Annotated in this window: 15 protein-coding genes; 10 read left to right on the forward strand and 5 right to left on the reverse strand. The window is 66.6% G+C overall.

The window, feature by feature from the left end; genetic code table 11:
- Window positions 1-21: 21 nt before the first annotated feature.
- The 7 genes from HALO32_RS03985 to HALO32_RS04015 all read left to right on the forward strand — a co-directional run bounded on the left by HALO32_RS03985 (window position 22) and on the right by HALO32_RS04015 (window position 7,069).
- Window positions 22-831 (forward strand): sugar phosphate isomerase/epimerase family protein, encoded by an 810-nt coding sequence (locus HALO32_RS03985; RefSeq protein WP_225809732.1) that lies wholly within the window; start codon window positions 22-24, stop codon window positions 829-831.
- 28 nt (window positions 832-859) lie between these two features.
- Window positions 860-1,834, forward strand: coding sequence for a sugar kinase (locus HALO32_RS03990; RefSeq protein WP_151442494.1), 975 nt, complete (start codon window positions 860-862; stop codon window positions 1,832-1,834).
- A 10-nt stretch (window positions 1,835-1,844) separates the two neighbouring features.
- Entirely contained in the window at window positions 1,845-2,834 is a 990-nt protein-coding gene (locus HALO32_RS03995; RefSeq protein ID WP_151442495.1) for a 2-hydroxyacid dehydrogenase, read from the forward strand.
- A gap of 90 nt (window positions 2,835-2,924) precedes the next feature.
- A complete protein-coding gene (locus tag HALO32_RS04000) occupies window positions 2,925-4,016 on the forward strand; it encodes a LacI family DNA-binding transcriptional regulator (RefSeq protein WP_151442496.1) in 1,092 nt (363 codons plus the stop codon).
- A 62-nt stretch (window positions 4,017-4,078) separates the two neighbouring features.
- Window positions 4,079-5,089 (forward strand): TRAP transporter substrate-binding protein, encoded by a 1,011-nt coding sequence (locus HALO32_RS04005; protein ID WP_151442497.1) that lies wholly within the window; start codon window positions 4,079-4,081, stop codon window positions 5,087-5,089.
- A 55-nt stretch (window positions 5,090-5,144) separates the two neighbouring features.
- A complete protein-coding gene (locus HALO32_RS04010; protein WP_151442498.1) occupies window positions 5,145-5,765 on the forward strand; it encodes a TRAP transporter small permease in 621 nt (206 codons plus the stop codon).
- Window positions 5,762-7,069: a TRAP transporter large permease gene (locus HALO32_RS04015; protein WP_151442499.1), complete on the forward strand. Its 1,308-nt coding sequence runs from the start codon at window positions 5,762-5,764 to the stop codon at window positions 7,067-7,069. Before HALO32_RS04010 ends, HALO32_RS04015 begins: the two co-directional genes overlap by 4 nt.
- Before the next feature lie 38 nt (window positions 7,070-7,107).
- Here the strand turns inward: HALO32_RS04015 and HALO32_RS04020 are convergent, their stop codons facing one another.
- The gene (locus HALO32_RS04020; RefSeq protein WP_151442500.1) at window positions 7,108-8,868 is read right to left on the reverse strand and encodes a potassium channel family protein; all 1,761 of its coding nucleotides are present in this window, start codon (window positions 8,866-8,868) and stop codon (window positions 7,108-7,110) included.
- A gap of 66 nt (window positions 8,869-8,934) precedes the next feature.
- A complete protein-coding gene (locus tag HALO32_RS04025) occupies window positions 8,935-9,318 on the reverse strand; it encodes a DUF6394 family protein (RefSeq protein WP_151442501.1) in 384 nt (127 codons plus the stop codon).
- Window positions 9,319-9,532: 214 nt separating this feature from the next.
- On the opposite strand from HALO32_RS04025, the gene HALO32_RS04030 reads away from it, so the two are divergent.
- Entirely contained in the window at window positions 9,533-10,216 is a 684-nt protein-coding gene (locus HALO32_RS04030) for an HAD family hydrolase (RefSeq protein ID WP_151442502.1), read from the forward strand.
- Between the two features lie 108 nt (window positions 10,217-10,324).
- Entirely contained in the window at window positions 10,325-10,699 is a 375-nt protein-coding gene (locus HALO32_RS04035) for a translation initiation factor Sui1 (protein WP_151442503.1), read from the forward strand.
- On the opposite strand, the gene HALO32_RS04040 is transcribed toward HALO32_RS04035, so the two are convergent.
- Window positions 10,680-11,558, reverse strand: a complete 879-nt coding sequence (locus HALO32_RS04040) for an NAD-dependent protein deacetylase (protein WP_151442504.1) — start codon at window positions 11,556-11,558, stop codon at window positions 10,680-10,682. The genes HALO32_RS04035 and HALO32_RS04040 overlap by 20 nt on opposite strands.
- A 100-nt stretch (window positions 11,559-11,658) precedes the next feature.
- On the opposite strand from HALO32_RS04040, the gene HALO32_RS04045 reads away from it, so the two are divergent.
- Window positions 11,659-12,570, forward strand: coding sequence for a nuclease-related domain-containing protein (locus HALO32_RS04045; protein WP_151442505.1), 912 nt, complete (start codon window positions 11,659-11,661; stop codon window positions 12,568-12,570).
- On the opposite strand, the gene HALO32_RS04050 is transcribed toward HALO32_RS04045, so the two are convergent.
- Both HALO32_RS04050 and HALO32_RS04055 read right to left on the reverse strand, forming a co-directional pair.
- Window positions 12,571-13,365, reverse strand: coding sequence for a ribonuclease T2 family protein (locus HALO32_RS04050; RefSeq protein WP_225809734.1), 795 nt, complete (start codon window positions 13,363-13,365; stop codon window positions 12,571-12,573). It lies immediately after the preceding gene.
- A 1-nt stretch (window position 13,366) separates the two neighbouring features.
- Window positions 13,367-14,716: a deoxyguanosinetriphosphate triphosphohydrolase gene (locus HALO32_RS04055; RefSeq protein WP_151442506.1), complete on the reverse strand. Its 1,350-nt coding sequence runs from the start codon at window positions 14,714-14,716 to the stop codon at window positions 13,367-13,369.
- Between the last annotated feature and the right edge of the window lie 54 nt (window positions 14,717-14,770).

Genomic DNA, 14,770 nt, shown 5'->3' on the forward strand with positions numbered 1-14,770 from the left:
CCACCCCCCTCAGGAGTCCCCATGGTCGTTCCCTCCCGCTTCCAAATGGCACCGTTCCCATCGTTATTGTCCGGCGCGGCGGATGCTCCCGCCGCCCTTATCGCCACCTCCGCCTATGGCCAGGACCTCATCGCCGAGCTCGGCCAGGCCGCAGTACTACCGTGGCTCGCCGCGGCCGGGGCCGACGGCGTGGAGATCCGCCGCGAACTGCTGCCGGTAGGCTTCGCGGACTTCAGCGGCCTGGGCCGGGCCTGCGCCGAGCAGGGCCTGGCGGTCATCTACTCCGCCCCCGAGGGGCTCTGGCAGGCCGGCCGGCTCGCGGAGGACCTTGACGAACGCCTGGGCGAGGCCGCCGGCCTGGGCGCGCTAGCGATCAAGGTCTCCCTGGGTCACTACCCCGTCGGGAACCGAACCGACTGGGTGGCGCTGCGCGAGCGCCTCACGGCCGCACCGCCGCTATTGGTAGAGAACGACCAGACCCTCGAAGGCGGTACCCAGGAGCCCCTGGCCGCCTGCCTGGAGGATGCCGCGGCGGCGGGCTGCCCGCTGGGCATGACCTTCGACATCGGCAACTGGCACTGGACCGGCAGTGACCCACTGGCCGCGGCGCGGCGCCTGGGCCCCTTCGTGCGCTATCTACACTGCAAGGGAGTCGTGCGCCATGGAGGACGCCTCAAGGCCAGCGTGCCCGATGACGAGGAGCTCTCTGCCTGGCGGGAGTTGCTGGACCACCTGCCGGCCCAGCTCCCGCGCGCCATCGAATATCCCCTGCAGGGCCAGGATTTGGCGGCCCTGACCGCCGACGAACTGGCGCGACTGCGCCGCCTCTGACACCCCGACCACGACACAGGAGACTGCCATGAACCCAGCTTCCGCCCCTCCCGAGATCCTCGCCTTCGGCGAGGCCATGACGATGTTCGTCGCCGAGGATCCCGGCGAGCTGGCTGGCGTCGAGCACTTCCAGCGCCGCATCGCCGGCGCCGACACCAATGTGGCCATCGGCCTGGCCCGCCTGGGCTTCCATGTAGGCTGGCTGAGCCGGGTCGGCGACGATAGCTTCGGCACCTTCATTCGCCGCGCCCTGGAGGCCGAGGGACTGGACTGCCGCCACCTGGGCACCGACCCCGAGCATCCCACCGGCCTGGTGTTCAAGGAGCTTGCGCAGGACGGTGCCGATCCCCGCGTGGAATACGTCCGCCGCGGCAGTGCCGCCAGCCACCTCGCGCCGACCGACGCCGACGGCGTCGACTTCTCGGCGCTGCGCCACCTGCATGCCACCGGCATCCCCCCGGCGCTCTCGGCGAGTTCCCGAGAGCTCGCCGAGACCATGCTCGTACGAGCCCGGGACGCTGGCGCCAGCCTCTCCTTCGACCCCAACCTGCGCCCCAGCCTGTGGAACAGCGAGGCCGAGATGCGCGATACCCTCAACGCCCTGGCGGCACGCACTGACTGGGTGCTGCCCGGCCTGGCCGAGGGCCGCCTGCTGACCGGCCGCGACAACCCCGAGGCGATCGCCGACTTCTATCTGGAGCGCGGCGCCCGGGCGGTAATCATCAAGCTGGGCCCCCAGGGCAGCTACTATCGGGGTAGCCTGGGGGGCGAGCAGATCGATTTCACCGTCCCCGGCGTACCGGTGGCCGAGGTCGTCGACACCGTGGGCGCCGGCGACGGCTTCGCGGTGGGCGTGATCAGCGCCCTGCTCGACGGCCTCCCGCCCCGTGAGGCACTGCAGCGCGGCAACCTGATCGGCGCCCTGGCAGTGCAGGTGCGCGGCGACATGGAAGGCCTACCCGACCGCGAACGCCTCGAACGACTGGCATCCACCCCGCAATAAGGAGTCCGACATGAAAAAGCGCATCTTGTCCTACGGCCGCCTGAGCGAGGCCCAATTGGCCCAGCTGTCCCGCGAGTTCGAGGTCCAGCAGTTTCACGGCCTCGCCTCGGCAGACGACCCCGAGTTCCGCGCCGCGCTGCCCGAGGCCCACGGCCTGATCGGCTCCAGCGTGGCAATCCCCGCCAAGCTGCTGGACGAGGCCCCCCACCTGGAGGCCATCGCCAGCATCTCGGTGGGCTATGACAACTACCCGGTGGAGGCACTGACCCGGCACGGCATCCTGCTCTGCAACACTCCGGACGTCCTCACCGAGACCACCGCCGACACCGGCTTCGCGCTGATCATGGCCACTGCCCGCCGGGTCGTGGAGCTGGCCGACCTCGTCAGGCGCGGCGACTGGCAGAAGAGCATCAGCCCTGAGCACTTCGGCAGCGACGTACACGGCAAGACCCTCGGCCTGGTGGGCTTCGGTCGCATCGGCGCCGCCGTGGCCCGGCGGGGCGCCCTGGGCTTCGGCATGCGAGTGCGCTACGCCATGGCCTCGCCCAAGCCGAGCCTGGAAGCGGAGCTGGGTGCCGAGCGTCGCGAGCTCGGCGAGCTGCTCGACGAGTCCGACTTCGTGTGCGTCACCGTGCCCCTCTCCGAGGCCACCCGCCACCTGATCGGCGCCAATGAGCTTGCGCGAATGAAGCCCTCGGCCATCCTGGTCAACATCGCCCGTGGTCCAGTGGTGGACGAGGCGGCACTGATCAAGGCGCTGGAGATGGGGCACATCCGCGCCGCCGGCCTCGACGTCTACGAGCAGGAACCCTTGTCGGTGGAGTCACCGCTACCGCACATGACCAACGTGGTAGCCCTGCCGCACATTGGCTCGGCGACCCATGAAACCCGCGACGCCATGGCCCAGCGAGCGGTGGATAACCTCATCCTGGCGCTCTCCGGGGAACATCCCGTCAGCCTGGTCAACGAGGATGCCTGGGCGACGCGCCACGACGCTTGATGGGGCGGTCTTAGACTAAAGACGATTGGTCGAAGCCCCTTGTCTCAGCTAGTTTTTAGACCAATCCAAAAACGCCATATCGGAGACGCCATGCGCCAGGATGCCTCGCCCCGCCAGGGCCAGCGCGACACCGCCAGCGTGACCCTGCAGGACATCGCCGCCCACGCAGGCGTGTCCCGCTCCACGGTGTCTCTGGTGCTGCGCGAGAGCCCGCTGGTGGCCGAGCGCACGCGGCTGAAGGTGCAGCGTTCGATCAAGGCCCTGGGCTACGTCTACAACCGCGGCGCAGCCGCCCTGCGCGGCAGCCGAACCTCGACCCTGGGGGTAGTGGTCTACGACATCGCCAACCCCTTCTTTGGCGCCATGGTGGCCGGCATCGACGCCGCCCTGAACCGCGAGGGCTACGTCTCCTTCCTGGCCAACAGCGAGGACTCGCCGGCACGTCAGCAACGCTTCCTGGAGCGCATGCGCGAACACCGTGTCGACGGCATCCTGCTGTGCCCCGCGGAGGGCACCGACCCGACACTGATCGACACCCTCGACGGCTGGGGCATGCCCTGCGTGCAGGTGCTGCGCCACGTGGGCGAGCCACCCTTCGACTATGCCGGCGCCGACTTCCACCAGGGGGTCTGCCAGGCCATGGACCACCTGGTGGCCCTCGGCCACCGGCGCATCGCTTTTCTCGGCGGCCACAGCGAGCACTCGGCGACCCGCGAGCGCTGGCAGGGTTACCGGGAATCGCTGGAGCGCCATCGGCTCACCTACCAGCGCCTGCTGCGCTCCACGGTGACCCGCCGAGATGGCGTCGCCATGATCCAGCAGCTGATGGCCGAGTCACCGGCGCCCAGTGCCGTGGTCTGCCACAACGATCTGGTGGCCTTTGGCGCCATGCTCGGCCTGAAGCACCTGGGACGGGTGCCAGGCGTCGACTGCGCGGTGATCGGCACCGACGACGTCGAAGAGGCCACCCTGGGTGACCCGGCGCTGACCAGTGTCGCTACTCACCCCCATGCCATCGGCGAGGAGGCCGCGCGCCTGGCGCTGCGGCGCATCGCCACTCCGGAGGGCGCAAGGGAGCAGGTCGTGCTGGCGCCCCGGCTGCAGGTTCGCGACTCCTGCGGGGCCACCAGGCCCCCGTCAGGCGCGACAGAACTCAACCCTGCTGCCGGGGAGCACGCCTAGCGTCCTGCCCCACGCCAGCCACTTACCGCCGCCTCGAGCGGCGACAACAACAAGGTGTCATCATGACTCAACAATGGATCGATCCAAAAACCATTCTCCACAGCCCCCGTGCCCTGCTCGGCACCGCCCTGCTGGCTGCCAGCCTGGGGGTTGCCGGCACCGCCCAGGCCGTGGACCTGCGCTTCGGCCACGGCGGCACCGAAGACACCGCCTACCACCTGGGGGCCGAGCGCTTCAAGGAGCTGCTCGCCGAGGCCAGCGACGGCGAGATCGGCGTGGAGATTCTGGGCAACTCGGTGCTCGGCCACGAGACCGAAATGTTCGAACAGCAGATGGCCGGCGCCCTGGACGTGTCGATCATCAATCCCGGCCTGATTACCGATTTCTCGCCCACCGCCAACGTCTTCTCGATCCCCTTCCTGTACCGCGATGAGGACCACTGGCGCCAGGTGCTCGACGGCGAGGTGGGCCGCGCGATCGCCGATCAGATCACGGCAGAGACCGACGTGCGCGTGCTGGCTTTCTACGGTGGCGGCAAGCGTCAGGTCGTCAGCACCGAGCCGTTGGAAAGCCTCGACGATCTCGAAGGCTTGAAGATCCGCACCAACCCCACCCGGCCGCTGATCACCGCCTGGGAGGCACTGGGCGCCGACCCCACCGTCATGGAGTGGAGCGAGATCTATACCGGCCTGCAACTGGGTGCCATCGACGGCCTGCTCAATGAGGCGGAGTGGATCCACCGCATGCGTTTCCATGAAGTCGCGCCGCATATCGGCCTTTCCGAGCACGACATCACGGTACGACTGCTGACACTCTCCCAGTCGACCTGGGACCGCCTCGACGAGGCCCAGCAAGGACAGGTCATGGAGGCCGCCGCGGAGTCTGCCAGCTACGCTCGTCAGGTGCAGCTCGAACAGGACGCCGAGGCGCTCGACCTGCTGGTCGAAGAGGGCGCCACCCTTCACGAGATGGACCGCGAGACCATGATGGAGACCGTCGCGGGACCGCTCGAGAGCGTGATCGACGACATGGGTCTGACCGAGTACCACCAGATGATCGTCAACGCGGAATAACCCACCCGGCGCCCGCCCGCCGGGGCGGGCGCCTCGCTTGCCACAGGTAATCGTCATGTCCCGACTGCTCGCTGGCCTGGCACAGCTCAACCGGGTCCTGGAGCGTGTGCTTCACTGGATCCTGCTGTCGCTGGTGCTGGGCTTCGTCCTGCTGGTCATCTACCAGGTGATCAGCCGAAACCTGGCCTTCATGCCGAGCCTCTACTGGACCGAGGAGTTCAGCCGCTTCGCCTTCCAATGGATGGTCATGCTGGGTGCCGCAGTGGGGGTGCTCCACGCCGACCACTTCGTGCTCGAGGCCTTCCCTCGCGGTTCATGGGCCGATCTCGCCACCCGGGTGATCCGCGACCTGGCTTGTCTGGCCATCGGCATCATCTTCGTCTTCCACGGCCACGAGTTCGCCCTCTCCGGGCTGCGCCGCAACGCCACCGCCTCGGGGCTATCAATGATCTACGTCTACTCCGCCTTCATGGTCAGCGGGGCGTTCATCCTGCTGTTCAGTGTACAGCGCCTGCTGCATACCCTGCTCCACGGCCTGGACGACATGGAAGCGGCGCTCAACACTCCAAGCGAGATCGAGGCGCTGGAGGTCAGCGCGTCTGGCCACAGCGTGGAAGGGCTCGAGCCGCCCCCCGGGAGTAGCGGACAATCCGAACGGGGAGGGCCACGCCCATGATGCCCGCCGACTGGATATTCCTGCTGCCCTGGCTGCTATTCGGCCTGCTCGCCCTGCTCATCGTGGTGGGGGTGCCCATCGCCATGGCGCTGATCCTCACCTCCTTCAGCCTGATCCTGCTCGACCCGCGGCTGACCACCTGGGTAATGTTCCAGCGCATGTACAACGGCATGGACTCCTTCGTGCTGCTGGCCGTCCCGCTCTTCCTGCTGGCCGGCAACCTGATGAACGCCGCGCGCATCACCGATCGCCTGATCACGATGTGCATGCTGCTGGTCGGCCACCTCAAGGGCGCCCTGGCCCATGTCAACGTCATGGTGAGCATGCTGTTCGCCGGCGTCTCGGGTTCTTCCACCGCCGACAGCGCCGGCGTCGGCACGGTGCTGATCCCCGCCATGAAGCGCGAAGGCTACCCGACGCACTTCGCCGTGGCGGTCACCGCCGCCTCGTCGGTGATGGGCATCATCATCCCGCCCTCGATCAACATGATCGTATGGGGCGCCCTGACCAACACCTCCATCGCCGGCCTCTTTCTGGGCGGCATCCTGCCCGGGATCATGATCGGCGTCGCTCAGCTGGCGCTCAACCTGGGCTATGTGCGCCGCTACAACGTCCCTGTCAGGAAGCGCGCCTCGTTCAGGGAAGTGCTGCGCTCGGGCAAGGACGGCCTGATGGCCGCGGGCATTCCGGTGGTGATCATCGGCGGCATCACGCTGGGCATCGTTACCCCCACCGAGGCGGCAATGATCGCCGTGCTCTACGCCCTGGCCCTGGGTTTTCTGGTCTATCGCGAGCTGACCTTCCGCGATGTCCTGGACTCCTCCACGGCGACCGTTCGGCTCTGCTCGCTGTCGCTGTTCAGCCTGGTGGGAGCGGCGATCTTCGGCTACCTGATCAGCTTCTACCAGATACCCCCCAAGCTGATGGCCGGCGTCAACATCACCGACCCCATCACGTTACTGCTGATCATGACCGCCGTGATGCTGGTGATCGGCACCTTCATGGATTCGCTGCCGGCCATGGCGATCATGGCACCCATCTTCATGCCGCTGGCCATGCAGGCAGGCATCCACCCGGTGCAGTTCGGGGTGATCGGCGTAATGGCGCTGGGCCTGGGGCTCATCACGCCGCCCTACGGGCTGTGCCTGATGATCTCGGCCAAGATCGGCGGCATCCCGCTGCTCAAGGCGCTGGGCACCACCCTGCTCTACCTGGCGGTGATGCTTGCGGTGATCCTGCTGCTGATCGTCTACCCCCAGCTGATCCTGGCGATTCCCCGCGCCCTGGTGCCGGACTTCGTCTGACCCACCCCGGCGGGTGCATCGGCATCCGCCGAATATTTTCATGGCCTGGGCCGATGACCCTTCGAATCATGAGTGCTGCGACGACGCCATAGCCTCTCTTCGAGCCATGCGAACACGTACCCGCGCGGCTCATCGACTCCCGTTACGACATACCGAAGCGTATAGGGATTATGGAGTGTCGCCTGCAGCAACGGCTCCACCCGATGTACGCTGCAGAAGAGGAGCTCGTCGCCGACTTCGAGCGGAAAATTCTCATCCGGCAACATGATTGGCTGCCCTGCCCGGCGCACGGCAAGCGCTTCGCATGGGAGCCCTTCCGGGAACGAGCGCGCATCGCGGCACAGCGCACCCAGCACCACCTCCCCTCCGGCACCAAGGTACTCGGTCACCGCCGGCGCTTCGTCGGGAACCAGCCTTACCGACCACAGATGCGGGGGTTCCTCGCCTACGGCTGTCTGCAGACGAGTCACCAGCTCTTCCGTCCGGGCCCGGTCACGTTGCGCGAGCCACTCGATCAGTTCCTGGATGAGCGGCGAGATCAGCAGTTTCAGGATGCGGCGCGCCGTGGTCAGGCTGTGCTGGAGGACCAGGTCGGCCCGAGCGGCATCGAACGCAACCTGATTCTCGTGACTGTTCTGGCGCACGATGCGGAACGCATCCGGATTGAGCTCGGTAACCGATAACAGCGTACTGAGATTGTCGGCATCACGGTTCGTGGCGGCAACGATCCCGGCCACGTCGTCGATCCCCGCGGTCACCAAGGCCGAATGATCGGCGTGAGCACGGACCATGACCGCCCCTTCTTCGGCCATTTCGGGGTCCACTTCCGGATCGATAATCCGTAAGCCGACGCCATGGGCCTTGAGGCAGCGTTCGATCCAATGTCCCATGCGTCCGTACCCGCTCAGAATCCAGTCGCCCCGCGGCACCGTTACCGGGACCCCGAGTTCGACGCCATGTGCGCCCACCAACCACGCATTAAGGTTGTGCAGTTCAGGGCGTGCGATCGCCCAGTAGACGAGTTGGGCGAAGATCTCGAACGGGTCGATGACCCTTACATTGTCCAACGCCCGCAGACTCGCCTCGTGGCGAGCCGAGGTCGAACGGCAGATGACCCGGAGCCGGGGATTCAGATGCCGTGCCATCACCGCGATCTTCAGATTGACGTCGTCGTCGTTCGTCAGCGCGATGACCGCGCGGCAGGCATCATGACCCACGCCCGCGGCGAGAAGGTGTTTCGGCGCGCTGGCATCCGCATGGAGCCCCGGCATTGACACCGTGTAATCGCGCACACCCAGTGCCTTGATGCGCTCGGGGTCGAAATCGAGTATCACCGCACGCATTTGATGGTCGCTCAGGCCACGGGCAAGCAGACTACCGGTATCGCCGAAACCGCAGAGGATGATGAAAGGTTCCACGTTGCCCTCGACCTTGCGGGCGAACCGGAACCGGTCCATGGCCTGGATGAAATGCGGGTGCTGGAGCAGGCTGATCAGGGACCCGAGCGCGTAGAACCACGCGAAAACACCGGTATAGAGGCAGAAGACCGTCCACAGGCGTTGCTCGTCACTGAAACCGTTCGGCAGTTCACCGAAACCGGTCGTGGTGGCCGTGTAAGTGAAGAAATAGAACGCATGGAAGAGATTCATGTAGGTCGTCTCGCCATCGACGACCTGGCCTGGCATCAAGGCCATACCGATGATGCCGATCGAATAGACGGCCAGCAGGGCGAACAGCGGCCGGCGCATGTAGCGCAGGACGATCATCGCCACCCGGTCGAGATCGGAGGTCTGCGTCACGCCTTCAACCCTCCCTCTGCCTGTTGCGGATCGCGGTTGCCATGCTGAACCGAGCCGCGCACCTTGCTAGCGCCGCGAAAGCAGCGTATCGCCGACCAGAATCACTGTCGCGATGATATTCGCGACCAGCGCTCCCGTTGCGATCGAGACGATATCGGCCATTCCTGCAGGACCCGGCCCGCCACCGCCAGCGGGTTCCGCGACGATCCAGACGACGCGCGCCGTGATCAGCAGGAGGCCGGCAACCAGTCCAGACGCCAACAGCAACGCACCGGTCTGGGAGCGATCCCCCAATTTCAGGCCGATGGCGACCAGGTTGACGATGATGGCGAACGTGAGAATCCAGAGATTGTGATGTGCGGCCGTCTCGAGACCACCCGCGACGAACGCGACATTGAGACTAAGGGTGAGGATGATGAAAAAACCGAATACGACACGTTCGAAATTCATGGACCTGCTCCTGGCCGGGGCGCGCCGTCAGTATAAGCATGAGCCTGCGGTGACAGCGAACGCCACCCCATGCCGGACTCGCTCGGCGACCGACCTCTCGACATTCAAGAACAGTGTTCAAAAAATAGGGAAACTGGGCTTTAATATTGGGCAGGAAGACTCGATCTCTGTAACAATGAGTTTATAACATTTTGATTAAACGTGAGGCCCGGCGATGGCACGTCCCCTCTGCCTGCTCTTCGATTGCGACGGCACCCTGGTCGACAGCGAGCCACTGCTCGCCGACGAGATGTCGTCCAGCCTCACTGATGCTGGCCTGCCCTTCCAGGCCAGCGACTACATGGGGGAGTTCCGCGGGGCCCGCTTTCGTCATATCGTGGCCGAGCTGGAGCGTCGCCACGGCAGCGTGGACCCCGAGCAGCTCGATCCTCTCGAATGCCGCATGCGCGCCAACCTCAACCAGCGCCTGGCCACCGAGCTCGTCCCCATCGATGGCGCCACCGAGGCCCTGGCCGCTCTCGCCGGCCATGCCATGGGGGTGGTTTCCAATGGTCCGGAGAACAAGATTCGCACCTCACTCGTGGCCACAGGGCTCGCCGAGGTGTTCGGTAATCGCCTGTTCAGCGCCTACACGGCCAACTGCTGGAAGCCTGACCCCTGCTTGTTCCATCATGCTGCCAACCGGATGGGCTTTGCCCCCGAGGAGTGCGTGGTCATCGACGATGCCCTGGTGGGCGTCAGGGGCGCCCTGGCCGCCGGCATGACGGTAATCCACCTCAACCGCTTCCCTGATGTCGAGGAGACGCCTGAGGGGGCCATCATGATCAGCAACATGTTCCAGTTGCCCACGGTGATCGGCCACCTGGAACGTGCTCGCGCCCTGGCCGCCCACGCCTGATCCCCCCCTCTATCGCCGCTTCACACCCCCTGAACGGCTGCCATGGATGCAGGTTGCCCATGGCGCGATTATCATCGTTCGAACACTCTCGAACGCGAGGAGGCCGACATGGCATCCCTGAAGGAGCAGCTCGGCGGCCTGGTCTACTCCACCGAACATGGCAACACCTGTCCGGACTGCCGCCGCCCCCTGGCCGAGTGCGAGTGTGCCGAACAGGTCGAACAGGCCCGCCTGGCTGAACTGGACGGCATCGTGCGCATTCGCCGCGAAACCAGCGGCCGCAAGGGCAAGGGGGTCACCACCATCGAGGGGATTCCGGTACCCGCTAACGAGTTAAAGGCCCTGGCCAAGGCCCTCAAGAAGCGCTGTGGTACCGGCGGGGCGGTCAAGGAGGGCGTCGTCGAGATTCAGGGCGACCACCGTGAAATGCTCAAGGGCGAGCTCGAGAAGCGCGGCTTCCGCGTCAGGCTGGCCGGCGGCTGACGCCTCGGGACGAACCGCTTTCCAGCATCTCGCACAGGGATTCCAGGACCTCAGCCGGGGCCTGCACCTTCAGTGCATAGAACTCGTCGGCGCGGGTACGTCCCAGGTTGAGACAGGCAATGGGCTGGCCTTGGCGAGCCGCCTCTCGGGCGAAGCGAAAGCCGGAAAAGACCATCAGCGAGGAGCCCACTATCAGCAGGGCATCGCTCTCGGCCAGCAGGCCGTAGGCAGCCTCCACCGTGGTGCGCGGCACGCTATCGCCGAAGAAGACCACGTCGGGTTTCCAGATGCCATCACCGCAGCGCGTGCAGTCGGGAACCCGGAAGCCCGAGAAGTCGGCCTCCAGATCGGCGTCGCCGTCCGGGCCCGCCCGGGCACCGGCTTCAAGCCAGTGCGGGTTGCGGTCAGCCAACTCAGCATGCAGATCGTAGCGCATACGACGCGCACCACAGCCCATGCAGCGCACCCTATCGGCACGGCCATGCAGGTCGATTACTCGCCGTGAGCCGGCCCGCTGGTGCAGGCCATCGACGTTCTGGGTGATCACGCCGTTGACATGGCCCCGGGATTCGAGACGGGCCAGGGCCGCGTGAGCCGCATTGGGCCTGGCCTGCTGCAGGGTTTGGAAACCCACCAGGGCACGTGCCCAGTAGCGCTGGCGTGCCGCATGGCTGGCCATGAAAAGCTGGTGCTGCATGGGTGGCGGGCGCTTCCAGTCGCCGCGGTCGTCACGATAGTCGGGGATGCCGCTGGCGGTACTGACGCCGGCGCCGGTGATCACCGCCAGGCGCGGGTACCGCGCGACAAAGGCCGCGAGCGCCTCGAGATTACCGACGTTACCACTCAGAACCTGATCCACACTCGTACCCTCATCTCCCACTCCTCACGCCGAAAGAGCATGGCCCTGCAAGGGGGAGCTTGTCTAGAATGGACGCTCCCCCTCAGGGCAAGGAATCCCGATGGCCTGGCTGGAATACCTGCTCCCGCTGATCTTCCTGTTTCCGCTGGCGGCCACTGCGGTGATCGTGGTGGCGCTGCGCAACCTGCACGACGCGCGGGTGCGCTCGCCCTTCGACGCCCACCCGCTGCGCGAGCCCGGACAGGCCCTGCGCGACCGCCTCGACCGCGCCTTCGCCGGCCTTTTCCTCGACGGCGCCCTGGGTCCCATCGTCACCATGGCGCCGCTGGTCTACGGCATGGGCCGCATGCTCTTTTCCAGCGAGCAGAACTGGATCGAATGGGCGCTCTACGGGGCGCTCTGCACCCTGCTGGCGCTGGCATTCTGCTTTCTGCTGATCCGCGACTTTCAACGCATTCGCCGGCTCAAGCTGGGCCTGGCCTGCGAACTCGCCGTGGGGCAGGAACTCGAGCGGCTGATTCGTCCCGAGGCGCACCCCTACTTTGTCTTCCACGACGTCCCCGGCGACGGCTATACCATCGACCATGTGGCCGTCACTCCCCACGGCATCTTCGTGGTCGAGACCCGCGCCCGTACGCCCGCCATCACCCCCGGCGGCCGGGAGGTCAACCTGGTCGCCGTGGAGGCCGACCGCCTGTGTTTTCCAGGCTGGAACGAGCACCGGCCGCTGCACAAGACCCGCCAGGCAACTCACTGGCTGAGAAGGTGGCTCGAGCAACAGATCGGGGGGCCGGTACCGGTCAAGGGCGTACTGGCCCTGCCGGGCTGGGAAATCGACATCAGCCAGGCACCGGACGACCTGCTGGTGGTCGGTGGTGGCGACCTGGCCAGGCGGCTTACCGCGACCCGGCTGGGCGAGGTCGACGATGCCACCCACGACGCCGTGATCGCGGTCCTGCACCATCGCGCCAGCCTGCTGGACCTGCCGAACCTGGAAGCCCCGTCGGTCTGATCAGTCGAGGGTGGCGATGCGCACCCGCGTCGCGCAGCGACCACGGTCCTGATGCACCAGGCTATCGCCTGTCGGAAAGTCCGCCAGGCGCTCGGCATCGATGCCGATGCGCACCTCGGTGAGCAGACGATTGCCGCGCCCATGGCACTCCAGCCGCAGTGCCCGGCCAGTTCCCTGGCCGAACGCCGCCTCGAAGGCGTTGATCAACGCGTTGCGTTCCACTTCTCCCCCCTGATTGAGGGTCACGAAGGCACCGAAGGCACTGTCGTTGACCGCCTCCACCAGGGCCACCGAGGCCGCGAAGTACGCCGCCTCGGGCAGCGCCAGGCAGGCGGCGTGCTTGGCATACTGATAGCGACCCAGGCAACTGGCGCGCCCGGGCATGGCGATATCCAGCGCTTGTCCCAGCGCCGCCGGCAGGTCGAGGGGCGGATGGGCGCGGCAGAAGCTGCCGTCGGGCCGTGGCGTCTCGAGGAAACAGCCCTCCCGCCACCAGCGGCGCCGGTCGACCCCTCGCTCGGCAAAGCGGGCGGGCAGCGAGGGCCACAGACCGTGGAGCACGAAGCCCCGGTCGGCTCCCTCGTGCAGGGTCGGGTCACGGCACTCCCGGGGCGGACGCGAGCGGCTCTCGCAGAAGCCGGGGTGCCAGGTCAGCGCCAGAGTGTAGTGGTCGAAGCCTTCCCCCTCGAGACGCTCGAGGGGCTCTGCGGCCAGGGACGACAAGGCCGCCAGCAGTATCACCAGCCCGAGCAGTGCCCCGCGTCGACCCGTCGCTTTTACGCTCAGCCTTGCCACCTCAGTCGCCCCGCAGCCGGCCGCCCATCTCCTGGGCCAGGTCCACGGCGTAGTGGTCGGTCATGCCGCCGATGAAATCGAGCATTCGCCGGTAGCTGTCATAGAGGCTCCAGGATGGGCGCGGAGTGTTCTCGCCGATCAGCGTCAGCACCCGCTGATGCTTGAAGTTGGAGCGACCATGGTGGTGCAGTTCATGGGCCGCCCCGATAAAGGCCTCCAGGAGAATACCCAAGGTCGTATAAGCACCGATCTCCAGCTTGGCCTTGCGCTCGTTCTGAAAGATCCGCTCCCGGGCCAACTGCTTGGCCGCCTTCACCCCCCAACCCAGGTCCGGGTGGCAGAGCTCCAGCAGGTCGTCCTTGAGTCTCCCGCCCAGCAGTTCGGCCTCATGCTGCACGAACACCGCGCCCACGTCGTTCACCGCTCGTTCCATGGCCGCCCCGCGCAGGGCAGCGATGCGACGCCGCTGGGAGACCCCGTGGCGCTGCATGGTGGCATAGTCGGCGGGTTCGCCACCGGCAATCTGAATCAGGATCTCGGCCACCTCTTCATAGCGCAGGATCCCCATCTCCAGGCCATCCTCCAGGTCGAGCAGTGCGTAGCAGATGTCGTCGGCGGCCTCCACCAGCCAGGCCAGCGGGTGGCGACACCAGCGTCCCTCGCCGCGAGGCAGCAAGCCCAGCCGATCCGCCACTTCGGCCAGCAGCTCGCGCTCGCTCTGGTAGCAGCCGAACTTGCCGGCCACCCCGCCGTGCTCCACGGTCCAGGGATACTTGAGCAGGGTACCCAGGGTTGCCGTGGTCAGGCGCATGCCGCCGCGGAACTGGTTGTACTCCACCTGGGTGACGATGCGAAAGCCCTGGGCGTTGCCCTCATAGGTGAGCAGGTCCTGGCGCTCGGTCGCCGAGAGCCCTTCCAGCAAACCCTTGCCGTCGACCGCAGCGCGGGCGAACCAGTCACGGATGGCATACTCCCCGGCATGGCCGAAGGGCGGGTTGCCGATATCGTGGCCGAGGCAGGCGGCCTGGACGATCACCCCCAGATCCGCCGGGGTGATCCAGCCGGGCAGTCGGCCACTCAGCCGCTCACCGACGATCATGCCCAGCGAGCGTCCCACGCAGCCGACCTCCAGGGAGTGGGTCAGCCTTGTGTGGATATGGTCGTTATCGGTCAGCGGGTGGACCTGGGTCTTGCGCCCCAGACGCCGGAAGGAGCCGGCGAAGACGATGCGGTCGTGGTCCTTGTGAAAGGGGCTGCGGCCAATCTCGTCGCGCTCGCCGCCGGGGCGCTCACCGCGCCGGTCGTGCAGGCGGCTCGGGTCGAGCAACCGCTCCCAGCTCATCTGCGTCATGGGCATTCTCTCCTTGGATGCCCCATTCTGGCAGCCCCCGCCGTCGCCGCCCAG

This window comes from Halomonas lysinitropha (genome assembly GCF_902500215.1).
GTDB classification, from domain to species: domain Bacteria; phylum Pseudomonadota; class Gammaproteobacteria; order Pseudomonadales; family Halomonadaceae; genus Halomonas; species Halomonas lysinitropha.